The following is a 25,947-nucleotide window of genomic DNA, read 5'->3' as shown; positions in this document are numbered from 1 at the left end:
AATTACTGGTGTTCGCCCCCAATGATGGAGGAATACACCATGCGTGCAATGAAGCTCACCGCAGTCGCCGCCGCCCTCGCCTTCTCGGTCTCCCTGGCCGCCTGTGGCAGCGACGATTCCTCGGACGACACGGCGGCGGCGCCGACCACCACCACGGCGGCGCCCACCATGGCCCCGTCGTCCGCGGCCGCGGCCGACTCCATGGTCAACTTCGGAACGGGCTGCGCCGCCGTCCCGACCGACCCGACGAACAAGGGCAGCTTCGAGTCGATGGCCCAGGTCCCGGTGGCCACCGCCGCCTCCGGCAACCCGCTGCTGTCCACCCTGGTCAGCGCGGTCAAGCAGGCCGGCCTGGTCGACTCGCTCAACTCGGCCGACGGCATCACCGTCTTCGCACCGACCAACGACGCGTTCAACAAGATCCCGGCGGCCGACCTGAAGAAGGTCCTGGCCGACAAGAAGACCCTGACCAGCATCCTGACCTACCACGTGGTCTCCGGAAAGCTCACCCCCGCCGACCTGGCCGGCACCCACAAGACCCTGCAGGGTGGCGACGTCACGGTCGCCGGCAGCGGCGAGGACTTCAAGGTCAACGGCGACGCCTCGGTGATCTGCGGCAACGTCCAGACCGCCAACGCCAACGTCTACATCATCGACTCCGTCCTGATGCCGAAGAGCTGATGGGCACCAGGCTGATGGGCTCCGGCCGGGCGGGAATCGGCCTGAAGCAGGACGCACTGATCCGTCGCGCTTCCGCGCGGCTGCGGCACGCGCTTCCGGGCGCGGTCGCCGGAATCATCGCCGCGGGCTTCGGGGTTGCGGTCGCGGAACTTCTCGCGGCCGCAACCCGGCCCGAGGCCGGACCCTTGGTCGCGGTGGGCGGCGCGGTGATCGACGCAACCCCCACCCCCATCAAAGAATTAGCCGTACGGGAATTGGGCACCAACGACAAGCCCGCCCTGCTGACCGGCGTGGTGGTGGCAGTAGCGCTGCTGGCCGCGGTAACCGGCATCCTGGGCCGCGGTCACCGCCTAGCGGTGGTGATCGGAGCAGCGGTGCTGGGCGCGGCCGCCGCGGCCGCCGCCCTGGCGCGTCCCACCGGAACACCTTTCGACGTGGTCCCCTCCCTGCTCGGAGCGGCAGTAGCCGGCCTGACCCTGTGGTGGTTGCTGAGGCGCCTCGGAACAGCACCGGTGGCTCCGGTCGCTCCGGTCAGTGAAGCTCAGCCGGTCAGCAGCTTTGACCGGCGGAAGTTCCTCGCGGCGGCGGCGCTGGTGGCGGTCGGGGCCGCCGTCGCCGAGGCGGGCGCGACCGGGGTGAAGCGGGTTCGCGGCGGGGCCGCGGCCCGGTCCCGGGCCGACATCAGGCTGCCGGCGGCGGCCGACGCCGGGAAGCCGGTGCCGGCCGGCGTCGATCCGGGGTTCGTCACCGGGAACGGCGACTTCTACCGGGTCGACACCGCGCTGACCGTTCCTAGGATCAACCCCGACACCTGGGAACTGCGGATCCACGGGATGGTCGGCAACGAGATGCGACTGTCGTTCGAGGACCTGCTGCGACGCCCGCTGGTCGAGCGGGTGATGACCCTGAACTGCGTGTCCAACGAGGTAGGCGGTCCGTACATCGGCACCGCGAAGTGGCTGGGCGTACCCCTCGCGTCGTTGTTGGCCGAGGCCGGCGTCCGGCCTGGCGCCGACCAGATCGTGGCCCGCTCAGCCGAGGGCATGACCATCGGCACGCCCACCGCGACCGCCCTGGACGGCCGCGACACCATGCTGGTGGTAGGCATGAACGGCGAACCCTTGCCGCTCGAGCACGGCTTCCCGGTCCGCATGCTGACCCCCGGCCTGTACGGCTACGCGGGAGCCTGCAAGTGGCTGACCGAGCTAGAGCTGACCACGTTCGCCAAGTTCGACGCGTACTGGGTGGAGCGAGGCTGGGCGGCCGACGGCCCGGTGAAGACGGCTTCGCGCATCGACAAGCCAAAGCCGTTCGCCCGCCCCGAGGCGGGCCCGGTGACGGTGGCCGGCGTGGCCTGGGCCCAGCGCCGAGGCATCAAGGCGGTGGAGATCAGCGTGGACGGCGGCGACTGGAACCCAGCCGAACTGCTCCCGGTCCCGTCCATCGACACCTGGGTGCAGTGGCGCTTCTCCTGGAAGGCCACGTCAGGCCCGCATTCCTTGTCGGTCCGAGCCACCGACAAGACGGGAGCCGCACAGACCGCAGCCCGAGCGACCCCGTTCCCCAGCGGCGCCACCGGCCTGCACACGATCACCGTGACCGTGGCCTGACCGGTCAATCGAATTCGTAGGACAGTACGTCGTTCAGGCCGATCATCCGCACGCCGCTGTCGTAGAGGGTCTTCGCGGCCGGCGAGAAATAGTGGTCGCGCACGGTTCCCCTCGCCCCGGTCCACGAGTTGACGACCCGTGCGCCGTGGCGGAACGAGGTCGTCATCGACCGGCGGATCCGGCGCCATGCGAGCAGCGATCTCTGGTCGTCCGTGTTCGCCTGCAGAATGGACAGGCCAAGTTCCGAGGTGGATTGGCCGCCCAGCAGGATGGTCAGCGCATCCGGATTTCTGCCGACCAGGCCGAACGGCCCGGAGCCGTCGAGATCTATTTCTTCGAAGCTCAGCAGGAGCCGGTGCACGGAGCCGGGCAACCTCAGTTCGCCGTCGATGTGCCCGGCCGCCAGCAGCGAACTGCGGTAGACCGGGCCCAGTTCCTCGGCGGCGAGCCAGAGGCCCAGCTGGTTGACCCAGCGGCCGGCCAGCTGGGCGATCTCGCCGCGATCGGCGTGGAACTGGAGGCTCAGCACGGCCATGAATTCAGGAGCGCCGGAGGCCGCGGGTGGCGACGAACTCGAGGAAGTCCGTCGCCGCGAAGACGACCTCACCGATGTCGTGGAGGTGCATGCTCACCGTCTCCTCGCAGCGGCCGTCGTGGACGGCGAAGCCCCACATGTCACCGCTGCCGACCGGCGCGACCGACACGAATCCGGCTACGGCGTACGCCCCGGTGTTCTCCCGGAGCAGGCCGTCGCGGACCGCAAGCAGATCGATGAAGCCGAACATGCCACCGCCGTAGGTCGTCATCACCTGCCGGTACTTCTCGGGGAAACGGAGGCCGAGTTCCGCCTCGGCCGCGGCGATGTCATCGTCGTCGGCCCGCACCTCGTCCAGGAGCCGGATCTCGGGCGGATATCCCTTGCTCGCGTGCGCGGCCCGCGTCTCTTCGACTATCTCCCGGAAGTCGGCGAAGTCCATCTCAGAAGAGGAAGGGCTCGTCGAGGGCGGGCGGCTGGGCGGAACAGTCGCCGGTCGTCACGCCGGACCGGAGCAGCGTGGCCGCGACAGCGGCCCGGCTGCGGACCGTGGCGAACGGCACGGCGATGGCCAGGTCGGCCGCGTCGTCGCGCTGCCAGGCGAGTTCGCGCGTGATCAGGGCGTCGGCGGCGGCGTCCAGGATGCGGATCTCCGCCCGCGCCGCGGAGGCCGCCCGGGTCCGGACCGTTTCGTCGTCGCCGAGTGCGGCCGCCGTGGCCGCGGCCCAGGCGACCGTGATGATCGCGTCCTCCCGCGCCAGGTGGAACTCGCCGAAGTCGGCGTCCTCGTCGACCTCGGCCAGGAGTGGCGCCTCGGCCTGCGCCGGTGCCGGCGTGTCGGCCTCGGCGCACCGCCAGATCAACTCCAGCGTGTCGCGCAGCAGAGCCGCGATCCGGGGGTCCTCGGCCGGCGTCCACAACCCGGCCGCACGCTGCCCGCAGGCACCAGCAAAGGCGACCAGCGCCCGGCTCGCGGGCACCCCGGAGAGGTCGACGCTTTCTCTCGAATTCAGAGCGACCGCCTCGGGTACGGCAGGGCTCGCGCGGCGTTGGCCAGGGCGAGTGCCGCCGCCGGGTCACCCAGTTCCAGCCTGGTGCGGGCGATCCCGATGCGCTCGCTCGAGCGATTGCCACGACTCCGTGCGACGGCGAGGGACTGTTGGTGAAGGTCGGCGGCCGCTCCGGGGACCACCGTCACAGGCCGGAGGTCTGGCCGTCGGCGGTGAACTCGCGTAGCACGGCCAGTAGGCGGTCGAGGAACTCGGGGAAGTCCTTGGCTACTCGCTGGGGGGCGCCTAGGCCGCCTCGGTAGATGCCGTTCAGCAGTTCGCCGGACGGCAGGTGGTAGACCGAGCCGTCGGCCGGCGCGAGGCTGAAGAAGCCGCCGCTGCCGTCGGTGCCGAAGGTGACGACCTCGCCTATGTCGTCCACCTCGGCTCGGACCGGCAGGCCCCACTCGGCCGACATCGGGATGCGGCTCGCGGGGTGGATGAAGTAGCCGTTGTGGACGTCGGGCAGGGAGACCGCGCCGACCTCGGCGTAGAACGCGGCCAGGGCCGGCGGGAGCGTGGTGTCGCTCCCGCCGGTCTCGGGCTCGCTGACGAAGTTCTCGTCCGCGCCGAATGGGTAGCCGAACCGTTCCTCGAACCCCGCCCCGAGCCGTTCCAGCTCGGCGCGGACGTCCGCCTTCCAGTCCGCGATCCCATTCATGGTGGTTACCTCCGACGCGTGGTTACCAGAAGAACTTTCCGTACTTCACATCTATGTGCCAGGCGAACATCTCGATCGACGATCGCGAGGCGTTCGGCGCGGCTTTCTGGAAGGCTGTCCACTCGTTCGTGATCAGCTGATGGATGTTGTTTCCCGGGCCGGCATGCGACCCCTGGACACCGCGGATGTTGGCCGGGGAGTCGAAGTCGAAGTCTTCGAACTCGGGGTGATCGCGGTAGTACTGCGGGACCGCGTGGTGCGCGTCCCAGTCTTGCGGCATCCGTGGCTTGCCCTGTTTGGCCAGGTCAGCCTGGAATCGGCCGCGCCAGTTGCCCTCGCCGATCCTACAGCTGCACGGGTTGCCCCGGTGGTCGACACCGTCGCCGCAGTTGTGCACCAGCACCGGGTCGGCGCCGGCCAGCACGTAGTAGGTGTGTTCGCGGCTGACCGTCAGGTTGTAGACGGTCGTGGTGGCGCTGCGCTCGGCCGTACGGGCGACGGTGATCTTCCCGCCGCGGTCGTCGCGCAGGGTCTCACCGGGCTTCAGTTCGGCGGCCGGCACCCAGTCGTCGCGGGTCAGGCTGTAGAACTTGTGCCCGGCCGTGGCGGTGACCACCCCGGAGCCGGCCACCGTGACGTCCACCAGCGACTTGTCGCCGGTGCCGACGACCGTGGCGGTTACCTGGGCCGGCTCGGTCAGCGCGGCCGACGGCTCGGTGGCCCGGACGGTGTCGCCCGCCTCCACCTTCTCGATCGGCTTGGTGCTGCCGTCGGCCAGCAGCACGGGAGTGCCGGCGGCGAAGGAGTTCTGCGCCAGCCGGGACGCGTTTCCGGCCGCGGCCTTGCAGCTCTCCCCGGTCGGGGATTCCTTCTGTTTCGCCTTCTTGGCATTGTCGGCGGCCTTCTGCGAGGTGGCTTTCGCCTTTCCGCCGGCGTCCTTGGCGCCCTTGGCCGCCTTCGCCGCCTCGTCCGCGTATCTCTTGGAGTCGGCCGCCTCCCCGGCGGTCTGGGTGGCCTTCTTGATGTACCGCGGGATCGACGACAGCGCGTTCTTCGCCGATTTCAGCCGGCTGTACGCGTCGATCAGCCGGCGGCCGACCCCGACCGCCTTGATCGCGACCTTGGCCGCCTTGAACATCTTGCCCCAGGGCACGGCCTGCAGCGCGGTGCTGACGCAGGCCAGGATGTCGCCCTCGGTGATGCAGGCCTTCGCGTCGTTGAAGCCGACCAGGTCGAGGATCAGATTGACGATCTCGTCGCCGATCTGCTTCACGAAGCCCTCGGCCTCGTCCACGATCTTCTTCGAGTTCAGCCAGTCCGGGTTGTCGACCGCTTCTTCGCCCTCACCGGCGGCCGCGGTGTTGGCGTCGGTGGTGGCCGCGCAGGCGGGCGGATAGTTCGCGCACGCCATCGCCCGGTAGTAGTCGGAGTAGGTGTCGGCCATCCCGTCCGGGTCCTGGCCGGTCGGGTCGGTCAGGACGGTCGGCCGGGCGTTGGTGTACGAGTACGTCGACACCGCCTGATCGCTCTGCGGCTGGGCGACCGGGTCGGCCGAGGCGAACCGGCCGGTGGACGGGTCGTAACTGCGTGCCCCCATCGCGTACCGGTCGCCCTGGCTGGTGTCCTGATAGGTCCCGGCGTACTGGAACGGGTTGTCCGGCGCGTCGCCGGCCTTCTTGGTGGTGCCGCGGTCCCCGCCGAAGGCGTCGTACGCGTACTCCCATTCGGCGGCACCGGTCGGCGAGACGACCGCCGAGACCCCGCCGAGCCAGTCTCGCAGGTAGGAGTGGGCGCCGTCGGAGGACAGCAGGGCGAGCGGCTGTCCGGTCGGGTCGTAGAGGTAGTCCCGGGCGGCGGCGCCGGTCTGCTGTTCCTGGGCCAGCAGCGGCCGGTTCGCGTTGACGTCCCAGCTCCACGTCTGGGTCACCGCCCCGGAGGTGGCCGAGATGCGGTTGCCGACCGCGTCGTACGCGTAGTTGGTGGTGTTGCCGCTGTTCGTCGACGACGTCATGGTGTGGTCGAGGGCGAACGTGAACCGGTCGGTCCCGGCCTGCGTCTGGTTGCCCTCGAGGTCGTAGGCGAAGGTCCGGGTGCTGGTCCGGCTGCCGGTGACCGTCTCGGTGGTGAGCTGGTCGGCGCCGTCGTAGCCGTACGCCGTGGTGGTGTTCTCGCCGGTGGCGACCCGCTTCATCGTGGTGCGGTTGCCGACCAGGTCGTACGTGTAGTCGTTGCGGGACGCCGAAGCACCGGAGCAGGACTGCGCCCCGTAGCACTCGGCGGTGAGCCGGTTCGCCGCGTCGTAGGTGTATGCGGTCGCCTCGGTGATCGTCGGCTGGCCGGGCTCGCCCGTGGTTTTGAGGATCTTGGTGGGGTTGCCGACCTTGTCCAGGGTCAGGTCGAACGCGGACAGTGTGGTGTCGCCCTTGGTAGCCGCGATCCGGGTCATCCGCCCGGCCCGGTCGAAGGTGCGGCTCTCGTCGATGCCGGTGGCCGCCGGGTAGTCGATCCCGGTCAGGTGGTCGGCGACGTCGTAGCTGAACCCGTAGTTCGCGCTGGTGCCGCCGCGGTTCGCGGTCAGGCTGGTGATCCGGTCACCCTCGTCGTACTCGGCGCCGATCGTGGTGCCGTCCGGGTAGGTCCGGGTGGTGACGCGGTCGGAGCTGTCGTAGTCGTACTTGAAGACCTCGCTGCCCCGGGTGACCGAGTTGAGCCGGTCGGTCACGTCGTAGTCGTAGCTGATCACGCCGGTCGGGTCGGCCGCACTGACCACCCGGTTCTTGGCGTCGTAGCCGTACGAGTAGGTGGTGCCGCCGGCACCCAGCTGCTTGTTGATCAGCCGGCCGAGGTTGTCGTAGGCGTAGAAGATCGTCCGGGCCGGCCGGTTCGGGTCGGGGCGGCCCAGCTCGACGATCCGGGCGGTGACCTCCTCGACCAGGTTGGAGTCGGCGTCGTAGACGTACTCGCGGCGCCGGCCGAGCGCGTCGGTGGAGACCGTCTTGCGCCCGGCCCGGTCGTACTCGAGCGACGACGTGCGGCCGAGCGGGTCGGTCCGCTTGATCACCTGGCCACCGGCGTTGTAGCCGTAGACCAGCGACTGTCCGCCCGGTGCGTCCGGCCCGGTCACCGAGGTGAGCCGGTCCGCGGCGTCGTAGCCGTACCGGCTGATCCGGCCGTTGGCGTCGGTGGTCGCGGTGAGCCGGTTGATCGCGTCGTAACTCGCCGCGGTGGCGTTGCCGAGCGGGTCGGTCACCGTGGTCGGGTTGCCGGCCTGGTCGTAGGCGTACTTCGTGGTGTAGTCGGCCGGGTCGGCACCGGCGACGTTGCCGCGCGGCTCGGTGACCGCCACGACCCGCCCGTCGTCGTCGTAGGACGTGGTGGTCGTGCCGCCGGTCGGGCTGGTCTGCTTGATGACGTTGCCGGCGTCGTCGTACTCGATCGCGGCGGCGCCGGCGGCCGGCCCGGCACTGCCGGTGCGCCGGTTCGCCTCGTCGTAGAAGTTCTCCAGCTTCTCGCCGCGCTCGTTGGTCATCGAGACGACGTTGCCGTTGTTGTCGTAGCCGACCTTGGTGCCGTTCTTGAACTGGTCACCCTGCTCGGTCGGCCGGTCCAGCGCGTCGAACGCGGTGTCCACCTCGACCCGCTGCCCGGCCGTGCCGTACGGCCGGTCGGTGCGGATCAGGTTGCCGTTGTAGTCGTAGTGGAAGACCGCGGTGAACAGGTTCTTGTCGGCGCCGGCGACGTTGCCGCGGGGCGAGGTCTCGGTGGCCACCCGGCCGTTGGCGTCGTAGGTCCAGCTGGACCTGTTGCCCTCCCCGTCGGTCTCCGAGGTGCGTCGCCCGCCGGCCGAGTACGTGGTGGCGGTGACGTTCCCGATCGGGTCCTTGACCTCGACCAGCCGGCTCGCCCGGTCATAGGTGTACCGGCTCGAGTTCGACAGCGGGTCGGTCTGCACGACGACGTTGCCCAGTTCGTCGTACGTGGTCCGGGTCGGCTGCGCCTCGCCGGGCTCGTACGTCTCGGTGAGCTGGTTCATCTGGTCGTACGTGTACCGGGTGCGGTAGGCGTCCTTGTTGCCGCCGGCGACCGTGCCGCGCGGGTCGACCACCGAGGTCAGGCGCCCGGTGCCGTCGTAGACCATCTCGGTGCGACGTCCGGTCGGCGCCACTTCCGCGGTGCGGTCGCCGTACGCGTCGTATTCGTATTTTGTGGTTTTGCCTCTGGCGTCCTTGCGGGTGGCCAGTTGGCCTTTGCTGTCGTAGGTGTACTCGTAGCCGGTGCCCTGTTTCGGGTCCTTCTGCGAGGTCATCTCGTTGAACTGGTTGTACGTGTACGACCAGGTGTTGCCGCGGCCGTCCTTGACCGCGGTCACGTTGCTGTTGCCGTCGAAGGTGTTGACCGAGGTGAACGCGAACGGTTCCGGCGCGGTCCTGGAGACCGGGTTGCCGGCGTCGTCGAACTTGGTGACTTCCTGGTTGCCCTTCGGGTCGACCACCAGGTTCTTGTTCAGCTTGCCGGTGTAGCGGTGGTTGACCGTGTCGTTGTTGCCGTTCTGGCTGTACAGCAGGACGTTGTTCTTGTAACCGTCCTTGATCGTGACGCCGTCCGGGTCGACCGTGGTGGCGATCTGGGTGGCCGGCTTCCAGTCGAAGGTGGTCGTGCCGCCCTCCGGGTCGAGCTGCTGGGTGACCCGGCCGTCGGCGTTGTAGGTGTTGCGGATCAGCTTGGCGCCGCGGGCGTCGGTGATCTCGCTGAGCCGGCCGCCCGCGTCGTACGCGTAACTGGTCACGTAGTTGCGCGGGTCCTGCGTCTTGAGCAGCCGGCCGTCCTGGTAGTCGAACTGGGTGGACCGGCCGTCCGGCAGGATGATCTTGGTGATCAAGCGGAGATCAGAGCGGAATTCGAACCGTACGATCCGGCCGCTCGCGTCGGTCACCGTGCTCAGTGGGCCGGCACTCGAGTACGCCAGGGTGATGCCGAGGCCGCGGGCGTTCTTGATGGACAGCAGCCGGCCGGCGGCGTCGAAGCTGAGCACCCGCTTGTCCGGCGGGACCAGCTTCCAGCCGGTGCCGTCCCGGGTCAGCGCCGAGCGGATGCCGGCCGGCGCCTGGTAGCTGCCGTCGGACTGCAGCAGGTAGACCGCCTCGGAACCGTCCTCGGCCCGGACCCGGACCGCGCTGTTGTCGGCCGCGACGATCCGGATGTCGTACGACGAGCTCCAGCCCGCCCCGAACATGCCGGCGTTGGTGTTGGCCGACGAGTAGTAGCGGGCGTGGTTGAACGGGATGCCGTAGGAGGCCATCGTGAAGTCCCGCTCGACCCGCAGGTAGTTGCCGGTTGCGGTGTTGACGGTGGCGCCGCGCAGGGCCTGCGCGGTGACCGTCGGGCCGAGCACCGTGCTGCAGCCGCAGCCGACGACCTGCCCGGCCGCGACGGTGGGGACGTCGTCGACCTTGCGCGGGTGCGCGGCGGCGGACGGCGGGCTGGTCTGCTCGGTGCCGTCGGCGGCGATCTCGGTGACCGTGACGGTGTAGGTGCGGGCCTCGTCGAGCACCCAGCCGTCGGCCGCGCCGAAGCTGCGGCAGAGCTCGGCGGGGGAGAAGCAGTAGGCCAGGTCGGACTGTTTCAGCTCTTTGCTGCGCTGCTCGGCGCCGGTCTCGACGTCGGTTACCGTGGCGAACCAGCGGCCCCACGAGTTGGGGTCACCGGTGTTGACCTCGGCGTCCCAGTAGACGACGAGTGAGGTGTCGCCGAGCAGGAAGCCGGGGCGCGCGATCGGCGCCGAGGTCGGGGCCAGGGATGTCTTCCGCTTCGCCTTCTCGGCCGCCGTCGGCACCCGCGGCTTTGCGCCGTCGGTCGACGTGGCGGGTGGCTCCGGTGGGGCGGATACGCCGGCCGGAAGACCATGGTTGGCGGTTGCCGTAGCCGGCAGCGGGCGGTTAACCGGTCCAGCACCGGGCGCCGCGACCGGCGCCGCTACGGCTGGTGAGATCGGGAAGGAAACCAGGTAAGCGGCGATCAACGCCGCGATCAGGGCATGGCAGAGCAGCCTGAATCGTCTCGACACGCGCACCGAACACTCCCCCGTGGATGTGGGCTTTGCTTGTCCGCCAAGCACGCTGTCGTATCGATGTCGATCGACGCATCCACCGAACGGCTGATTCGATGTGCCTCAATGTGAGCGCTCCCATAAGGAGCTTTCTTAACCGCTCAAGCCTGCGGTTGGAGTTCGCTCAGGCCGCGGTCGGGGCCGCCGTGGAGGCTCGCACGGTCAATGATGGGCTTATCACGACCCGGTGGGTCGGCCGCTCCGGATCGGCCAGTCGATCGGCGACCAGCCGCACCGCGGCCCGGCCGATCGACCGGCGCGGCGGTCGCACCGCGGTCAGCGCCGGCGAGAACAACCCGGCCACCTCATCGTCGTACGCGACGATCGAAAGATCCCGCGGCACCACGAGTCCGCGCTGCTCACACCGCTGAACCAGGGCGATCGCCTCGGCGTCGGCATGTACCAGCAGGGCGGTGGTCCCGGTCTCCCGACACCGGTCGAGCGCCGCATCCAGCGCGGCGGCGCAGGCGGGCAGCCGGGCGTCCGGCACGAGCGCGTCCACCGTGGCCGCCCCGGTCAGCGCCTCGAGCCACCCGCGCCGGATGTGCGGCGTGGTCGGACTGTGCTCGGCGAGCACCGCCCCCACCCGGGTATGTCCGAGAGCGGTCAGATGCCGCACCGCCATCGCGGCGCCGAGGGCATGATCGGTCACCACCGACTCGAGGTACTCGTGGTGCACCCCGCCGGTGGCCGTACGTTCCAGCAGCACCACCGGGATGTCCAGGTCGTTGAGCCACTCGATGGTGCGGGCCGAGGTCGGCGCATCCATCCGGGGCACCACGATCAGCGCCTCCGCGCCCTGCTCAACCAGCCGGCTGAGCTGCGGAAGGTCATCCTCCGACTCGTACGACGAGCCACGCAGCACGATCCGCATGTCCAACTCGCGGGCGGCCTCCTCGGCCCCCTGCGCCACGCTCGGGTAGTAGTAGTCGAGCGACGGCACCAGCATCCCGATCGACTCGCCGCCGCCCTCCACCGCTTCTTCCACCGAGGCCGACGGCAGCGCCACCCCGCCATGCACCCGCTTGACCAGGCCTTCCGACGCCATCTGAGCGATGTCGCGACGAATCGTGACGGCGGCCGCGCCAAGTGCGTCGGTGAGGTCGGAGATGCGCAGCACGCCGTCGCGTTGCAGCGCCTCGAGCAGCCGGGCGCGCCGGGCCACCTGGAGTGGCCCACGCTTGTCTGAGGTGCTCACCGCTGCTCCTTAACGGTCAGTTCGAGGCTACCGCTCGGCCCGAGACCGGTGACGTCGATGTCGAGCCTGGTCAGGCGCTCGCCCCAGACGTCACCCAGCATCGGATCGTCCAGCTCGCGCACGGTGACGGCGCAGGTTACCGCCGGCTCCCAAGACAAGATCAAGCGCCCCGCCGACTCCAGCGCGACAACCTCGGCAAACCCGTCCCCGACCGAAACTGATCCGGCCAGGACATAGTGGATCAAACTAGTCCCGCCCCCACCGAGCTCCCACTCATCACGCACAAGAACCACGTCGTGGTCCAGCGAGGCGGTCCGCCGCCAACTGCCTCCCATGCCGTACGCGTGGGAAAGCTCCAGAGAAATCCCACCGTCCCCAACCCGTACGTCGGCAGCGGCGTACTCCCGCCCGTCGAGCTGCTCCAGCCCGAGGATCGTCGGAGTGTTGTGCCAGGAGCTACGCATGGTCCAGATCGAATACCGATCCGCCCCGAACGTCTCCCGCGTATAGGTAGGCCGCCCAGGATCCACAACCACCGGCACCCCACCAAGCGCCACAATGACGCTCCCAACGTCATTGTGGTTGTGGTTCTCCCCGTTATGCCCACCCTTAACGGCCAGCGCAACCCGCCCACCCCGCCTGACCAGCACTTGCGTAGACGGAAACCACACGTCCACCCCCACACCCCGCCCCACCGCCGACTCACGCGATCTTGTGGGGTTGGCGTTTGCTCCGAGCGGTTGTTCCGCAAGGTCGGGGGTGGCCGGCGCCGGCGCGGCGGTGGGTTGCGCCGATTGCTGCGATCTTGTGGGGTTGGCGTCTGCTCCGAGCGGTTGTTCCGCAAGGTCGGGGGTGGCCGGCGCCGGCGCGGCGGTGGGTTGCGCCGATTGCTGCGATCTTGTGGGGTTGGTGTCAGTTCCGAGCGCGTTCTCGCCAAGATCGCGGAGGCTGGGCGTTGGCGCCGGCGGCCGCTGCGATCTTGTGGGGTTCGTGTTCGCTCCGAGCGGTTGTTCCGCAAGGTCGGGAGTTGACGGCGCCGGCGCGGCGGCAGGCGTCGGCGTCAGCCGCGATCTTGTGGAGCTGGTGTCCGTTCCGAACGCGCTTTCGCCAAGATCGCGGGGGTTGGGGTTGGAGGTGAGGGTGGGCGTCGACGATTGCCGCGATCTTGTGGGGTTGGTATCAGCTGCGAGCGGTTGTTCCGCAAGGTCGGGGGGTGGTGGTGCCGGCGCGGCGGCAGGCGTCGGCGTCAGCCGCGATCTTGTGGAGCTGGTGTCCGTTCCGAACGCGCTTTCGCCAAGATCGCGGGGGTTGGGGTTGGAGGTGAGGGCGGGCGTCGGCGTTTGCCGCGATCTTGTGGAGTTGGTGCTCACTCCTTGCGGGAACTCCACAAGATCCGGAGCGTTCGGCGCGTCCGCGTCCGCGTCCGCGTCCGCGTCCGCGTCCGCGGGTATGGGTGTGGGCGTGAGACCCGGTGTGGGCGCGGGGCTCGCTGTGGGTGGGTGGGCTGCGGCCTGCCACGCTGGGTCGGTCAGGGCTGTTAGCAGGCGGCCCAGGCCCTGGGACTCGTCCAGCACCGGGGCGGACGGGTTGCGGTGGGCGGCGGCGTGGGCTTCGGCCTCTCGGTCGCCGAATAGGCGGGCCGCTCGGTGCAGGGCGTGCCAGGGCTGGGACAGGGGTGGGCGGGCCCAGCCGTCGGCGTGGTTCACGTACCAGTTGCCGCCCAGGTGCAGGCGGTGCGGGAACGCCACCGTCTCGCGCAGGGCCGGCCAGGCGGTTGCGTCGCCCAGGGCGCCGTTACTCGCGTACGCCAGCAGGTCGTATGCCTCCAGCAGCCGGCAGGCGCCGTTCCACCAATAGGAATATCCCTCGTCGATGGCGCCGTCGGGCGGCAGCGAGGCCGCGTAGCGGTCGAGGCCGTCGGCGATCAGCCGGACCAGGCGGTCGCGCCGGGCGGTGTCGTCGACCAGGCGCAGGGCCGCCACCAGGACGTTTCCGTGGATCCACGGGCTCCAGTTGCTCAGCGGCTCGGCCAGCCAGTGCCAGTCGCGCCGGGTCTCGAACGGGGTCAGGACGCGCCGGTCGACCTCGTAGCGGATGCGGGCCCGCAGGCCGGGCATCGCGGTGTCGAAGAGCGGGCCGAGCAGATGGTCGATCCAGGCGAGCTGCATCGCCACCTCGCCGGCCCCGAGGTCGAGGTAGGGCGACGTGACCGTGGGCAGCACCGAACCGTGCCGCGCGTGCGAGTCGTCGTGGGCCGGCCAGCACCAGGTGCTCTGCTCGCAGAACAGCAGCACCCCGTCGGCGGCGGCGTCGATCCATGCGGGGTCCCGGGTGGCGGCCGCCAGCACGGCCGTCCGGGTCAGGCGGTCGGTTCGCTCCCAGAGCAGTTGCTCGTACGCGTCGCGGTCACCGTCCCGGAAGTAGCGGGCGTAACCGCTGGCCAGCAGCGTCGGCCACGGCCTGGCGCGATCGTCGGCGGCCCGCTCGGTGAGGCCGCGAATCGTCGGCGCGTCGAACAAGGCGACATCCAGCACCGGCAGTGACTGCGCCGGGGGGAGCAGGAGATCGGCCATCACGCCTCCACTGTGATCGATCGTGATCGTATCAGAGCACTTTGGATTCCATTCAGGATGAACATGGCGTTGACATGATTGAATCTGAGCGTTTTACTTCCCGGAAACCCGCCATAAACCCCGAAGCTGCCGAGCACATCGGACGGTGACGCGTGCCCGAGAACCACTCCCGCGACGACTGGCTGGCCCTCGCCGACCGGATGCTCACCGCCGCCCGGCGGCACGCCTCACCCGGCCACGCCCTGATCAACGTGCCCGGGACCGAGGGCGGTTTCGGTCGCTCCGTCGACGGGCTGGAGGGCTTCGCCCGTACGTTTCTGCTCGCCGGTTTTCGGATTGCCGGGGAGCGAGGCCGAGGCCTCGACGAACTCGCCGAGTGGTACGCGGCGGGTCTCGCCGCCGGCACCGACCCGAAGGCGCCCGATGAGGAACGCTGGACCCGGCTAGACGAGCACGGCCAGGCCAAGGTCGAGGCCGCCTCGATCGCCCTGATCCTCGACCTGACCCGGCCCTGGATCTGGGACCGACTGACTCCCCAAGTGCAGGAGCAGGTCGTCGACTACCTGTCCCCGGCGGTCGGCGACGACACCTACCCGCAGATCAACTGGGTGTGGTTCCGGCTGGTTGTGCAGACCTTCCTGCGCTCGGTCGGCGGCCCCTGGTCGGGCACCGAGATGGTCGACGACCTGCGTGCCCACGACAGCTTCCGCCGTTCCGGCGGCTGGCTCGCCGACGGTCCGAGCCGGGCCTACGACCACTACACCGGCTGGGCGCTGCACCTCTATCCGATCCTGTGGGCGCGGATGGCCGGGGCGAGCGACCTGGCCGACTCCCGCCGTGACCGGGACATCGCCGACCTTGACCGGTACCTGCGGGACGCGATCACCCTGGTCGGCGCGGACGGCTCGCCGCTGATCCAGGGCCGCAGCCTCACCTACCGGTTCGCCGCGGCCGCGCCGTTCTGGGCCGGTGCCCTGGCCGGGGTTCCGTCGACGTCGCCGGGCGCGCTGCGGCACGCCGCCGACCGGATCGTCCACCACTTCGCCGACCACGGCGCCCCGGACGCCGACGGCCTGCTGTCCATCGGCTGGCATGGCCGGTGGCCGCGGATCGCCCAGTCCTACTCCGGGCCGGGCTCGCCCTACTGGGCCAGCAAGGGCATGCTCGGCGTCGCCCTGCCGGCCGGCCATCCGGTGTGGACCGCGCCGGCCGAGCCGCTTCCGATCGAAACCGGAGACGTGCTGCGAGCGGTCCGGGCCCCCGGGTGGCTGATCTCCGGATCAAAGGCTGACGGCATCGTACGGGTGATCAACCACGGCACCGATCACGACGTCGAGGGCGCTACCACCGGAGATTCCCCGCTGTACGCCCGGATCGGCTACTCCACCGCGACGTTCCCGATCCTCGACGAGAGCGGCTGGACCGAACCTCTCGACCAGTCGGTGGTGCTTGTCGACGACAGCGGCCGCCGCTCACATCGCACCGGGTTTCGCACGCTGGACGTCCGCATCGACGGCGAGGTCGGCGTGGCCGGCTCGACCGGCGTCGCGCACTGGAACACCCCGATCCCCGACCAGCGCGACCACGGCAGCGGCCGGCTCGGCCAGTCGGTCGAGGCCGGCGAGATCACCGTGTTCTCCCTGGTGCGCGGCCCGTGGGAGATCCGCCTGGCGCACACCGACCGAGCGGGCACGCTGCGGATGGGCGGCTGGCCGGTAACAGCCGACCTGCACTCCCACCTGATCCCACTGATAAGCGCCCCGAACGTTAGCGGCACAAACGTTAGTCGCCCTAACGTTCGTGAGACGAACGTTAGGGTCGCCAACGTTAGTGAGACGAACGTTCGTGAGGCCAACGTTCGTGAGACGAACGTTAGGGCGACGAACGTTGGTGGCGCTAACGGTGGGGTGGAAGCCCACGACGGGCCGCTTGGTGCGACGACCGTGCCCTGGCTCGACTGGCCGGTCGGACCGGGGGAGTGGGTCGCGGCGCTCGTCGGGCTCTCGCGTGACCCGGCCCCGCCGACCGCGACGGCCGAAATAGACCACGGGTGGGAGGTCCGGGCCACCTGGCCGGACGGCGTTACCACCCGCACCCCGCTAACCAAGGAGTAAGGATGAAACGCTCACTCGCGGCCGTCCTCGGCGCCACCGCGGCGATCTCGTTGGTCCTGGCCGGCTGCAGCAGCGGCGATGACGATGAGGGATCGGCCGGTGGGCCGCAGACGCTCACCCTCGCCGGGTGGAGCTTCGCCACCACCCCCGAGTTCAAGACCCTGGCCGACGGCTTCCACGCGACGCACCCCGACGTCACGGTGGAGCTCAAGGAGTACGACGCGGCCAACTACGACACCCAGATGGTCGCCGACCTCGCCGCCGGCAAGGCCCCGGACATCTACGCGCAGAAGACCCTGAAGAACTTCTACACCTACCAGAACGGCAAGCAGCTGGTCGACGTGTCCGATGTGGCCGCGGCCCTCGGCGACAAGGTCGGCGGCATCGCCAACTACCAGGCCGACGGCAAGACCTATGCGATCCCGTACCGGCAGGACTCCTGGGTCCTCTATTACAACAAGACGCTGTTCGCCAAGGCCGGGGTGAAGATTCCGGACGGCACCTGGACCTGGGACGACTACGCCACCGCGTCGAAGGAGCTGACCGCGAAGCTCGGCGGCCCCAAGGGCGACTACGAGCACATCTGGCAGTCGACAGTGCAGGGCTTCGCGCTCGCCCAGACCCAGGGCGCCAGCATCGAGAGCGGCAACTTCGGTTACCTCAAGCCGTACTACGACCGGGTGCTCGCCCTGCAGAACGCGGGCGCGCAGGTGAAGTTCGGCGACGCCACCACCAACAACCTCACCTACCAGGCCCAGTTCGGCAAGCAGCAGGCCGCGATGATGGTGATGGGCTCCTGGTACGTCGCCACCCTGCTCAAGCAGCAGGGCTCGGGCGACGCCGACAAGTTCGACTGGGGCTTCGCACCCGCGCCGCAGCTCGACAAGAGCACGACCGGGCCGAACGCCACGCCGGTCACCTTCGGCGACCCGACCGGCCTCGGCATCAACCCCAAGATCGGCAAGGGCAAAGAGGCAACTGCCAAGGCCTTCCTTCAGTACGCGGCGGGGCCGGACGGCGCCAAGGCGCTAGCGGGCATCGGCATCACGCCGGCTGACACGGAAGCGGTCAAGGACACGTTCTTCCAGCTCCAGGGCGTGCCGCAGGACGACCTGTCGAAGTTCGCCTTCACCAAGCACGACACGAAACCGGAGAACCCGGTCTCCAAGTACACCGCCGCGCTGCAGAACATCCTGTCCGACCTGCACACCGCGGTCATGTCCGGCAGCAAGGGCGTGGACGCGGCGATCACCGAGGCGCAGGACCGGGCCAAGAACGAGGTCCTCAACAAGTAGCGACGCCGGTGCCGCGGGCGTGTGCTCACGCCGTACGCCCGCGGCATCGAAACCACCCGGGAGCTTGACATGACCTCTCTGCCGTTGGCCCGCCGCAGGCGAGGCCGGCAGGTGTTGCGCAACACGGCGATCGGCTGGTCGTTCCTGCTGCCCAACTTCGCCGGCTTCGTCGTGCTCACCCTGGTGCCGGTCGCGCTGCTCTTCTACTACGCGTTCACCAGCTGGAACGTGTTCGGCGGCGCCGAGTGGACGGGGTTGGAGAACGTCCGGCAGATGCTGCACGACGCCAGCTTCCGGACCGCCCTGCGCAACACCCTCTACTACACGGTCTTCCACATCCCGCTCACCCTGGTCGCCGCGCTGGCTCTGGCGCTGCTGCTCAACCAGCGGCTGCGCGGGGTGGCGTTCTTCCGGACCGTCGCCTTCTTCCCCTACATCACCTCGATCGTGGCGCTGGCCCAGGTGTGGAACATGCTGTTCAGCCCGGGATACGGGCCGATCAACGCGTTCCTGCGCGGCGTCGGCGTGGCGAATCCGCCGGGCTGGACCACGTCCGCCGACTGGTCGATGCCGTCGGTGATCATCGTGGGGACCTGGCGCGAGATGGGTTATTACATGCTGCTGTTCCTGGCCGGATTACAAACCATTCCGGCCCAGCTGTACGAGGCGGCAAAGGTGGACGGGGCCAACTCCTGGCAGCGGTTCCGGGCGGTGACGCTGCCCGGGCTGCGGCCGACCACGTTCTTCGTGGTCGTGATGCTCACCATCGGCAGCTTCAAGGTCTTCGACGTGATCCTGGTGATGACCAACGGCGGGCCCGGCCAGTCCACCCTGGTGCTGTCGCAGTACATCTACCAGAAGGGCTTCGTGGAGAACCAGTTCGGTTACGCGTCCACGATCTCGATCGCGCTGTTCCTGATCTGCTTCGTGGTCACCGTCGTCCAGTTCCTGATCAACCGGCGGGGGAGCGACTCATGACCCTCCTGGAAGCGCCGGTGCTGGACCGCCGGCTCTCGCTCGATCCGCCTCCGCGTCGCAGTCGCCGCCCGATCCGCTTTCTCGGCTACGCGGCCCTGATCGTCGCGGCCGCCGCCATTCTGCTGCCGTTCTACTGGATGCTGATGTCGTCGCTGAAGGCGAACAACGACGTCTACACGATCCCGGTGCAGTGGCTGCCCGACCCGGTCGTCTGGCGCAACTACCTCGACATCTGGCAGAAGTCGGACATGACGACGTGGCTGGTCAACACCCTGATCCTGTCGGTCGCGGTCACCTTCCTGCAGGTGCTGACCGGCAGCTTCGCCGCGTACGGCTTCGCCAAGATCCGTTTCCCGGGCCGCAACGTGCTGTTCCTGGCCTACCTCGGCACCCTCGCCGTGCCCTGGCAGTCCTACATGATCCCGCAGTTCATCCTGTTCTCGAAGCTGCACCTGTCGGACACCCGGTGGTCGATCATCGCGCTGCAGGCGTTCGGCGCGTTCGGCGTGTTCCTGATGAAGCAGTACTACGAGTCGATCCCCGACGAACTGCTGGACGCGGCCCGGATCGACGGCATGAGCGAGTACGGCATCTACCGCCGGATCATGCTGCCGCTGTCGGTGCCCGCGCTGGCCAGCCTGTCGCTGCTCACCCTGGTCACGACCTGGAACGACTACATGGGACCGCTGATCTACCTGCGCAGCCGCGACCTGTGGACGATCCAGATCGGCCTCAAGACCTTCGTGAACACCTATAACGCCGAGTACGCGCTGATCATGACGGGCTCGGTGCTGTCGGTGCTGCCGATCGCGGTCATCTTCCTGCTCGGCCAGCGCTACTTCGTCGAGGGCATCGCCAGCACCGGGCTGAAGGGGTGAGGCCGTGATCAAGCGCTTCTTCGACCTCGCCTATCTGGGACTGATGACGAACCTGCTGCTCGCGCTCTCCTGCGCGCCGCTGGTGGTGCTGCTGATGACCACCGACCCGGGCCGGTCCTGGCCGCTGCTGGCGCTGCTCACCCCACTGGCCGGTCCGGGGGTGTGCGGCGCGTTCGCGGTGCTCGCCGCGTACTCGGCCGATCGCGACATCGACGTGGCCCGGACCTTCACGCGGGTGTGGCGCGCCTCGGCGCGCCGTTCTTTGGCCCTGGTCGCGGCCGCCACCGCGACCGTCGTCGTGCTCGGCGCCGACATCCGCTTCGTGTGGGGGCGGCCGGTGGGCGCGCTGGTCATTCCGCTGCTGGCGGTCGCGATCGTGCTGGTGCTGGCCACGACGGTGCTGGCCCTGGTGGTGCTGTCCGAGCGACCGACGGTCCGGCTGCGCGACGCGGCCCGGGTAAGCCTGTTCCTCGCCGTCCGGCACTGGTATCTGACGCTGTTCTCGCTGGTCGTGCTCGGTCTGTTCGAGGTGCTGCTCTCGACCCGGCCGGCGATCGCGCTGGGCCTGGCCGCCGCCCCGCTGCTCTACCTGGTGTGGTCCGGCAGCCGCTTTTCCCTGACCGCAGTGCTGCCTGTAACCCGAGGAGTCGTATGACGGCCACTGACGTGCGCCACAGTCCTGCTATCGCGGCCGCGCTGCGCACGATCGACGAGAACATCGCCGCGTTCGGCACCGGCTACCCCGGGGACACCACGGCCGGCGGGCGGTACGCCGAGCGGCCCGGCAACATCGGCTGGACCACCAGCTTCTGGCCGGGGATGGTGTGGCTCGCCCACGAGCTGACCGGCGAGGAGTCCTATGCGCGGGCCGCCGCCGGCCACGTGCCGAGCTTCGCCGACCGGATCGCCACGCTGTCCGACGTGGACACCCACGACCTGGGCTTCCTCTACACGCTCTCCTGCGTGGTGCCGTGGCGGCTGGCCGGCGACACGGTGGCCCGGGACGCCGCCCTGGCCGCCGCCGACCACCTGCTCACCCGGGTGCTCGAACCGGCCGGGATCATCCAGGCCTGGGGCGACATGACCGACCCCCGCCAGCAGGGCCGGACCATCATCGACAGCCTGATGAACACGCCACTGCTGTTCTGGGCGTCGGAGATCACCGGGGACCCGCGTTACGCGGACATCGCCCGCCGGCACGCCACCCAGCTGCGCGACCACATCCTGCGGCCGGACGGCACCACGTTCCACACCTTCTACTGGGACCCGGCGACCGGGGAACCGCTGCGCGGCGAGACCGAGCAGGGCAACTCCGACGAGTCCTGCTGGGCGCGCGGCCAGGCCTGGGGCATCTACGGTTTCGCGCTCAACCACCGGCACACCGGCGACCCGACGCTGCTGGACGCCGCCCACCGCTGCGCGGAACGGTTCCTCAGCCGGCTGCCGGCCGACGACGTCCCGTACTGGGATCTGGTGTTCTCCGATGGCAGCGGCGAGGAGCGGGACAGCTCGGCCGCCGCGATCGCCGTGTGCGGGCTGCTCACCCTGGGCGGGGACCGCTACCGCGCGGCGGCCGGGCGGATCCTCGCCTCGCTCATCGACCACTACTCGACGGCCGCGCAGCCGGACTCGAACGCGCTGATCCTGCACGGCGTCTACGACAAGCCCAAGGGGGTGGGTGTGGACGAGGGGAATCTCTGGGGCGACTACTTCTACCTGGAGGCCCTCACCCGCGTCACCCGCCCCGACTGGGCCGATCACTGGTGAGGAGACCCATGGACTACAGGTACCACTGCACGATCCCGTCCGCGCCCGGCCTCAACGAACTGCCGGTCAACCCCTGCGACCTGCTCGACTTCCAGCTGCTGCGGTTGTCGGCCGGGGAGTCCTGGTCCGGCGAGTCCGGCGACCGGGAGATCCTCGCGGTCATCCTCGGCGGGACCGCCTCGTTCACCGTCGGCGCCGAGAAATTCGAGGCCGTCGGTGGTCGCCCCAACGTCTTCGGCGGCAAGCCGCACTCGGTCTACATTCCGGCCGGTACGGCGTACGCGATCACGGCCGTCGGAAACGTCGAGATCGCCCTGCCCAGCGCGCCCAGCGACCTGGACGTGCCGCCGTACGTCATCGCGCCGCCGCAGGTGGCCGCCGGCCGGTGGGGTGCCGCCAACTTCGGGCGCACCTTCCACCAGATCCTCACCGAGATCGCCCAGCCCGACCTTCCGGCCCGGCGGCTGATCGTAGGGGAGACCTACACCCCGTCCGGGAACTGGAGCACGTTCCCGCCGCACCGGCACGCCGTCGACGACCTGCCCGGCGAGGCCCAGCACGAGGAGATGTACTACTTCCGGGTGTCGCCCGGCGACGGCTTCGGGATCTCCCGGGTCTACACCGACGACGGGTACGAGGAGAACTACACGGCTCGCGACCACGCCGTGCAGATGATGCCGTCCGGTTACCACACGGTGGCCAGCGCGCCCGGCTACACCACCTACTACCTGTGGTTCCTGGCCGGCACGCAACGCACCCAGGGCGCCTTCGAGGACGTCAACCTCTCCTGGGTGGGCCGGACCGTGCCGATGCTGCGCGACCTGGGGCACTGAGGATGATCCTGGACAGCTTCCGGCTGGACGGGCGGGTCGCCGTGGTCACCGGCGGCAACCGTGGCCTCGGCCTGGGGTGCGCGACCGCCCTGGCCGAGGCCGGCGCCGAGGTGGCCGTCCTCGGCCGCAGCGGCGCCGCCGGGGCCGCCCTGCACGTGCCGTGCGACCTGGCCACGGCCACCCCGGCCGAGCTGTCGGCGGCCGTGCGGACCGTGGTCGACGAGCTGGGCCGGCTCGACATCCTGGTCAACAACGCCGGCATCATCCGCCGCGACGACGCCACCGCGGTCACCGCCGAGGACTGGAACGACGTGCTCACCGTCGACCTGAACGCGGTCTGGCACCTGTCCCAGGCGGCCGGCCGGGTCATGCTGGACCGGCCGGGCGGCGGTTTCGGCGGGAAGATCATCAACGTCGCGTCGATGCTGTCCTTCCAGGGCGGCATCCGGGTCCCGGCCTACGCGGCAGCCAAGCACGCGGTGGTCGGCCTGACCAAGGCCCTGGCCAACGAGTGGGCCGCGCACGGCGTGAACGTCAACGCGGTCGCTCCCGGCTACATGGCCACCGACAACACGGCCGCGCTACGCGACGACCCGGCCCGTTCGGCCGCCATCCTCGACCGCATTCCGGCCGCCCGCTGGGGCACCCCGGCCGACCTGGCCGGCGCGGTCGTCTTCCTGGCCTCCGACGCGGCCGCCTACATTCACGGCACGGTCCTCCCGGTCGACGGCGGCTGGCTGGCCCGCTGACCCTGCTCGGCCACGACCACCTCGGTGTCCGGGTCGTGCGGGAGCGACGAGGCGGTGCCGACGATGACGTGGGCCCGCAGCCAGGGCTGGTCCTCCTCGAGGAACGGCACCTCCTCGGCCTCCCACTCGTCCCAGAGGCGGTCCGCCTCCGCCGGGGTGCGGCCCAGGTCGGCCAGGTCGCGGCGTACGCCGCGCTGCTTGGCCTCGACGTAGTCGGACTGGATCCAGACCGCGACGTCGACCAGTGGCGCGAGCGATCGGCGGGACACCCCGACGCCCTCGATCAGCACGGTCGCCAGGCCGGCCGGCGCGTTCAGGTGGCCGGGTCGCTCTGGGGGCCAACCCGGCGGGCGGTAGTGGATCGGGTAGCCGGCGCGCAGCGGTTCCAGGACGCCGGTGATCATCAGGTCGTCCCAGCCGAAACGGGCGTGCCCCCACGCGACGTCGTCGGAGTGCACCACGGCCGCCGGGCCCAGGTGGTGGCTGAGCCGGTCGGCCAGGGCGGTCTTGCCGCCGCCACCGCGACCGTCCACGGCGATGATGCGGGGGCGGCCGGTCGGGTTGCCCGCCGCCTCGGCCAGCGTGCGGGCGAACACCTCCACCGGCTCGACCCGCCACGGTCCCGCTGCCGGTTCACCCGGTCCTAGTTCCATGCCGGGGCGGTACCCCGGGCCGGATCGGCATAACCTGATCGCCATGACCGTCCCGGAGCCGTCGCTGACCGCCGGCGAGCAAGAGATGCTGCTGTACGTATTGGACCGGTCGCGCGAGACCTTCGCCTGGAAGGCCGGCGGGCTCGACGCCGAGGCGCTGGGCCGGGCGCACCCGCCGTCGACCATGACGCTGGGCGGGCTGATCAAGCACCTGGCCCTGGTCGAGGAGCGGTACACGATCGACTTCAGCGGGCGGCCGCCCGGCCCGCCGCTCTCCGACGCCGACCCCGGCGACCCCACCTGGGTGTGGCGGTCGGCCGCCGAGGATTCACCGGAGGTGCTCTACCGGCTGTGGCGGGACGCCGTCGTCCGGTCGCGGGCGGCCATGGCGGCGGCCCTCGCCGAGGGCGGGCTCGATCAGCCGGCCAAGTTCACCAGCGACGGCGACGGCAACCATCCCAACCTGCGGCGGATCGTCGCCGACCTGCACGACGAGTACGCCCGGCACGTCGGCCACGCCGACCTGTTCCGCGAGGCGATCGACGGCCTGACCGGTGAGGATCCCCCGTCCGACCGCCCCGCCGCCGCCCTTGACCGGACTGAAGACTGAGCTAGAACGTCTCGGTCAGCACCGCCGAGACCTTGCCGGTCACGGAGACGTCGTAGCGGTTCTTCGCGGTCTTGTAGTCGGTCGAGCTCAGCGTTCCGGGCTTCACTTCGCCCCGGGCCTTGCCGTCCACGGTGGCCGCCTGCGCCCCGCCGGCCAGCTTCACCCGGATCGGCGTGCCGGTCTTACGGCGTACGCTCAGCTCTCCGATCGGACCCGCCACCGACAGACGGACCGTGCCGGTCGGGGGTGGCAGTTGGAGCACCGCGTGCGCGGTGCCGCCGGCCAGCGTGATCGCCGCGGCCCCGCCGGCCTGCATGTCGACGTTCTGCTCCGAGGTGCCGCCGGTCAGCTTGAGGGTCCAGGCCACCTTGGCGTTGAGCTGGATCTCGGCGCCCACCGTGCCGGCCTCGCCGGTCTTGATCAGCTCGACCTTGGCGCCGGCCTTGGAATCCTCCAGGCGGGGGACCGCGCTGCGGTCGATCGTCGCCACGTCGAAGAGCTTGTCGCCCAGGTCGGCGCTGCGCACGTGCAGCACCGCCGACGTGCCGGACACCTCGAGGGTGCGGGTCTTGATCGTGCCGAGCGGGGCGGAGAGCCGGTGCGCGTCGTCCGGCCAGGCCGCGGCACTCGCCGGCAGCGACTGGATGACGTCGGCCGGGGTGGGGGTCTGCGCGTTGGCGGTCGAGCGGTAGGTGGGCTCGAACGCCACCGTCTGGCCCAGCACGACGCCGATGGTCAGCGCGACAAGCACCGCCGTGAACGCCCACAGCCGCCAGGGCCGGCGCGGTTTCTCCTGGTAGACGATGACCGCCCGGGCCACCACCACCGGCGGCGGCTGCCGCGGGACGGTGGGCATGGTTTGGGTGGGCTCGTTCACCGCCTGGAACCAGCCCCGATCATCGGTGTTGCCCGCCTGACCGGACACCGCGGCACCTCCACTCGCCGGGCGTGTCTGCCACGGTTCACCAGTGATACGCATCGCAGCCCAACGCGGATCGAAGATCTTCATTTCAACACGAGAAGCGTCCGCAGGGAAGGCAGGATGTGACCGATGCGAAACACCGGAGACACCTTGGCACGCGGGCTGACCGAGGTCTTCGCCCCGGCCGTGCTGGCCGGCCTGCTGCCCCTGGTGGTCGGCGCGCAGTCGGGCTCGTCGGTTACCCGGGGATTGCTGTGGGGGCTGCTGGCCAGCGTTTTCTGTGCGGTCATCCCGTACGCCATGATCTTGAAAGGCGTGCGCGGAGGCACCCTGAGCGACCACCACATCGGGGTCCGCGAGCAGCGGACCAGGCCGTTGCTGTTCGGCCTGGCCTCGGTGACGGTCGGGGTTCTTCTGCTGTTGATCTTCCATGCGCCGCGCGAGGTGACCGCGCTGATTGTGGCGTCGCTGGCCGGCGGGGTGATCGCCACCGGCATCAACCACTTCTGGAAGTCGAGCATCCACTCCGGGGTGGCCGCGGCGACCACGGTGGTGCTGACCATGGTCTTCGGCCCGTGGCTCCTGCTGACCGGCGCGGTGGCGGCAGCCGTCGGCTGGTCCCGCGTGCGCCTGCGTGACCACACGACCGCGCAGGTGCTGGTCGGAGCGGCGATCGGGGCCGCAGTGGCCGGAGGCGTCTTCGGAGCGTTGCGGTAGCCGATTGCTCTTTTTGTA

Annotated in this window: 21 protein-coding genes; 12 read left to right on the top strand and 9 right to left on the bottom strand. The window is 69.9% G+C overall.

The genetic code is table 11. The features are described 5' to 3' along the window. The first annotated feature begins 39 nt into the window (after positions 1 to 39). Both Ate02nite_RS41385 and Ate02nite_RS41380 read left to right on the top strand, forming a co-directional pair. Complete coding sequence (locus Ate02nite_RS41385) at positions 40 to 681, top strand: fasciclin domain-containing protein (protein ID WP_203813409.1); 642 nt, start codon at positions 40 to 42, stop codon at positions 679 to 681. Beyond that, entirely contained in the window at positions 681 to 2,291 is a 1,611-nt protein-coding gene (locus Ate02nite_RS41380; RefSeq protein WP_239148099.1) for a molybdopterin-dependent oxidoreductase, read from the top strand. Before Ate02nite_RS41385 ends, Ate02nite_RS41380 begins: the two co-directional genes overlap by 1 nt. A gap of 4 nt (positions 2,292 to 2,295) precedes the next feature. Here the strand turns inward: Ate02nite_RS41380 and Ate02nite_RS41375 are convergent, their stop codons facing one another. The 7 genes from Ate02nite_RS41375 to Ate02nite_RS41345 all read right to left on the bottom strand — a co-directional run bounded on the left by Ate02nite_RS41375 (position 2,296) and on the right by Ate02nite_RS41345 (position 14,413). Beyond that, positions 2,296 to 2,826 (bottom strand): hypothetical protein, encoded by a 531-nt coding sequence (locus tag Ate02nite_RS41375; protein ID WP_203813408.1) that lies wholly within the window; start codon positions 2,824 to 2,826, stop codon positions 2,296 to 2,298. A gap of 4 nt (positions 2,827 to 2,830) precedes the next feature. Then, positions 2,831 to 3,268 carry an SMI1/KNR4 family protein gene (locus Ate02nite_RS41370; protein ID WP_203813407.1) on the bottom strand — a complete coding sequence of 146 codons (438 nt, stop codon included), beginning with the start codon at positions 3,266 to 3,268 and terminating at the stop codon, positions 2,831 to 2,833. 1 nt (position 3,269) lies between these two features. Further along, entirely contained in the window at positions 3,270 to 3,806 is a 537-nt protein-coding gene (locus Ate02nite_RS41365; protein WP_203813406.1) for a hypothetical protein, read from the bottom strand. Positions 3,807 to 4,020: 214 nt separating this feature from the next. Next, positions 4,021 to 4,536: a hypothetical protein gene (locus Ate02nite_RS41360; RefSeq protein ID WP_203813405.1), complete on the bottom strand. Its 516-nt coding sequence runs from the start codon at positions 4,534 to 4,536 to the stop codon at positions 4,021 to 4,023. Between the two features lie 22 nt (positions 4,537 to 4,558). Beyond that, a complete protein-coding gene (locus Ate02nite_RS41355) occupies positions 4,559 to 10,600 on the bottom strand; it encodes a DUF6531 domain-containing protein (protein WP_239148098.1) in 6,042 nt (2,013 codons plus the stop codon). A 166-nt stretch (positions 10,601 to 10,766) separates the two neighbouring features. Next, positions 10,767 to 11,840 carry a substrate-binding domain-containing protein gene (locus Ate02nite_RS41350; RefSeq protein WP_239148097.1) on the bottom strand — a complete coding sequence of 358 codons (1,074 nt, stop codon included), beginning with the start codon at positions 11,838 to 11,840 and terminating at the stop codon, positions 10,767 to 10,769. After that, the gene (locus Ate02nite_RS41345) at positions 11,837 to 14,413 is read right to left on the bottom strand and encodes a heparinase II/III domain-containing protein (protein WP_239148112.1); all 2,577 of its coding nucleotides are present in this window, start codon (positions 14,411 to 14,413) and stop codon (positions 11,837 to 11,839) included. Before Ate02nite_RS41345 ends, Ate02nite_RS41350 begins: the two co-directional genes overlap by 4 nt. 152 nt (positions 14,414 to 14,565) lie before the next feature. On the opposite strand from Ate02nite_RS41345, the gene Ate02nite_RS41340 reads away from it, so the two are divergent. The 8 genes from Ate02nite_RS41340 to Ate02nite_RS41305 all read left to right on the top strand — a co-directional run bounded on the left by Ate02nite_RS41340 (position 14,566) and on the right by Ate02nite_RS41305 (position 23,027). Continuing rightward, the gene (locus Ate02nite_RS41340) at positions 14,566 to 16,527 is read left to right on the top strand and encodes a DUF2264 domain-containing protein (RefSeq protein ID WP_239148096.1); all 1,962 of its coding nucleotides are present in this window, start codon (positions 14,566 to 14,568) and stop codon (positions 16,525 to 16,527) included. A 2-nt stretch (positions 16,528 to 16,529) separates the two neighbouring features. Further along, positions 16,530 to 17,822, top strand: a complete 1,293-nt coding sequence (locus Ate02nite_RS41335; protein ID WP_203813402.1) for an ABC transporter substrate-binding protein — start codon at positions 16,530 to 16,532, stop codon at positions 17,820 to 17,822. Positions 17,823 to 17,891: 69 nt separating this feature from the next. Next, the gene (locus tag Ate02nite_RS41330) at positions 17,892 to 18,800 is read left to right on the top strand and encodes a carbohydrate ABC transporter permease (RefSeq protein ID WP_203813401.1); all 909 of its coding nucleotides are present in this window, start codon (positions 17,892 to 17,894) and stop codon (positions 18,798 to 18,800) included. Further along, positions 18,797 to 19,678 (top strand): carbohydrate ABC transporter permease, encoded by an 882-nt coding sequence (locus tag Ate02nite_RS41325; protein ID WP_203813400.1) that lies wholly within the window; start codon positions 18,797 to 18,799, stop codon positions 19,676 to 19,678. Before Ate02nite_RS41330 ends, Ate02nite_RS41325 begins: the two co-directional genes overlap by 4 nt. 4 nt (positions 19,679 to 19,682) lie before the next feature. Then, positions 19,683 to 20,333 (top strand): hypothetical protein, encoded by a 651-nt coding sequence (locus Ate02nite_RS41320; RefSeq protein WP_203813399.1) that lies wholly within the window; start codon positions 19,683 to 19,685, stop codon positions 20,331 to 20,333. After that, on the top strand, positions 20,330 to 21,445 hold the full coding sequence (locus Ate02nite_RS41315) for a glycoside hydrolase family 88 protein (RefSeq protein WP_203813398.1): 1,116 nt from the start codon (positions 20,330 to 20,332) through the stop codon (positions 21,443 to 21,445). Before Ate02nite_RS41320 ends, Ate02nite_RS41315 begins: the two co-directional genes overlap by 4 nt. Before the next feature lie 8 nt (positions 21,446 to 21,453). Then, entirely contained in the window at positions 21,454 to 22,278 is an 825-nt protein-coding gene (gene iolB, locus Ate02nite_RS41310; RefSeq protein WP_203813397.1) for a 5-deoxy-glucuronate isomerase, read from the top strand. Between the two features lie 2 nt (positions 22,279 to 22,280). After that, the gene (locus Ate02nite_RS41305) at positions 22,281 to 23,027 is read left to right on the top strand and encodes an SDR family oxidoreductase (protein ID WP_203813396.1); all 747 of its coding nucleotides are present in this window, start codon (positions 22,281 to 22,283) and stop codon (positions 23,025 to 23,027) included. Here Ate02nite_RS41305 and Ate02nite_RS41300 read toward each other — a convergent pair. After that, entirely contained in the window at positions 22,982 to 23,680 is a 699-nt protein-coding gene (locus Ate02nite_RS41300) for a uridine kinase family protein (RefSeq protein ID WP_203813395.1), read from the bottom strand. The genes Ate02nite_RS41305 and Ate02nite_RS41300 overlap by 46 nt on opposite strands. Before the next feature lie 43 nt (positions 23,681 to 23,723). On the opposite strand from Ate02nite_RS41300, the gene Ate02nite_RS41295 reads away from it, so the two are divergent. After that, the gene (locus tag Ate02nite_RS41295; RefSeq protein ID WP_203813394.1) at positions 23,724 to 24,290 is read left to right on the top strand and encodes a mycothiol transferase; all 567 of its coding nucleotides are present in this window, start codon (positions 23,724 to 23,726) and stop codon (positions 24,288 to 24,290) included. Position 24,291: 1 nt separating this feature from the next. Here Ate02nite_RS41295 and Ate02nite_RS41290 read toward each other — a convergent pair whose 3' ends face one another. After that, positions 24,292 to 25,215 carry a hypothetical protein gene (locus Ate02nite_RS41290; RefSeq protein WP_203813393.1) on the bottom strand — a complete coding sequence of 308 codons (924 nt, stop codon included), beginning with the start codon at positions 25,213 to 25,215 and terminating at the stop codon, positions 24,292 to 24,294. A gap of 126 nt (positions 25,216 to 25,341) precedes the next feature. Between Ate02nite_RS41290 and Ate02nite_RS41285 the strand changes: the two genes are divergently transcribed. After that, the gene (locus tag Ate02nite_RS41285; protein WP_203813392.1) at positions 25,342 to 25,929 is read left to right on the top strand and encodes a phosphatase PAP2 family protein; all 588 of its coding nucleotides are present in this window, start codon (positions 25,342 to 25,344) and stop codon (positions 25,927 to 25,929) included. The last annotated feature ends 18 nt before the right edge of the window (positions 25,930 to 25,947 follow it).

This window comes from Paractinoplanes tereljensis, from assembly GCF_016862435.1.
GTDB classification, from domain to species: Bacteria; Actinomycetota; Actinomycetes; order Mycobacteriales; family Micromonosporaceae; genus Actinoplanes; species Actinoplanes tereljensis.
The sequence above is the reverse complement of the archived record's forward strand: the minus strand, read 5'-3'. Positions and strand labels throughout refer to the sequence as shown.

What these genes read in the sequence shown, in the direction of transcription:
- Ate02nite_RS41330 (WP_203813401.1), top strand. Translation starts at nt 17,892, where the DNA reads ATGACCTCTCTGCCGTTGGCCCGCCGCAGGCGAGGCCGGCAGGTGTTG.
- Ate02nite_RS41375 (WP_203813408.1), bottom strand. Translation starts at nt 2,826, where the DNA reads ATGGCCGTGCTGAGCCTCCAGTTCCACGCCGATCGCGGCGAGATCGCC.
- Ate02nite_RS41380 (WP_239148099.1), top strand. Translation starts at nt 681, where the DNA reads ATGGGCACCAGGCTGATGGGCTCCGGCCGGGCGGGAATCGGCCTGAAG.
- Ate02nite_RS41325 (WP_203813400.1), top strand. Translation starts at nt 18,797, where the DNA reads ATGACCCTCCTGGAAGCGCCGGTGCTGGACCGCCGGCTCTCGCTCGAT.
- Ate02nite_RS41385 (WP_203813409.1), top strand. Translation starts at nt 40, where the DNA reads ATGCGTGCAATGAAGCTCACCGCAGTCGCCGCCGCCCTCGCCTTCTCG.
- iolB (WP_203813397.1), top strand. Translation starts at nt 21,454, where the DNA reads ATGGACTACAGGTACCACTGCACGATCCCGTCCGCGCCCGGCCTCAAC.
- Ate02nite_RS41360 (WP_203813405.1), bottom strand. Translation starts at nt 4,536, where the DNA reads ATGAATGGGATCGCGGACTGGAAGGCGGACGTCCGCGCCGAGCTGGAA.
- Ate02nite_RS41300 (WP_203813395.1), bottom strand. Translation starts at nt 23,680, where the DNA reads ATGGAACTAGGACCGGGTGAACCGGCAGCGGGACCGTGGCGGGTCGAG.
- Ate02nite_RS41370 (WP_203813407.1), bottom strand. Translation starts at nt 3,268, where the DNA reads ATGGACTTCGCCGACTTCCGGGAGATAGTCGAAGAGACGCGGGCCGCG.
- Ate02nite_RS41345 (WP_239148112.1), bottom strand. Translation starts at nt 14,413, where the DNA reads ATGGCCGATCTCCTGCTCCCCCCGGCGCAGTCACTGCCGGTGCTGGAT.
- Ate02nite_RS41335 (WP_203813402.1), top strand. Translation starts at nt 16,530, where the DNA reads ATGAAACGCTCACTCGCGGCCGTCCTCGGCGCCACCGCGGCGATCTCG.
- Ate02nite_RS41305 (WP_203813396.1), top strand. Translation starts at nt 22,281, where the DNA reads ATGATCCTGGACAGCTTCCGGCTGGACGGGCGGGTCGCCGTGGTCACC.
- Ate02nite_RS41285 (WP_203813392.1), top strand. Translation starts at nt 25,342, where the DNA reads ATGCGAAACACCGGAGACACCTTGGCACGCGGGCTGACCGAGGTCTTC.
- Ate02nite_RS41315 (WP_203813398.1), top strand. Translation starts at nt 20,330, where the DNA reads ATGACGGCCACTGACGTGCGCCACAGTCCTGCTATCGCGGCCGCGCTG.
- Ate02nite_RS41295 (WP_203813394.1), top strand. Translation starts at nt 23,724, where the DNA reads ATGACCGTCCCGGAGCCGTCGCTGACCGCCGGCGAGCAAGAGATGCTG.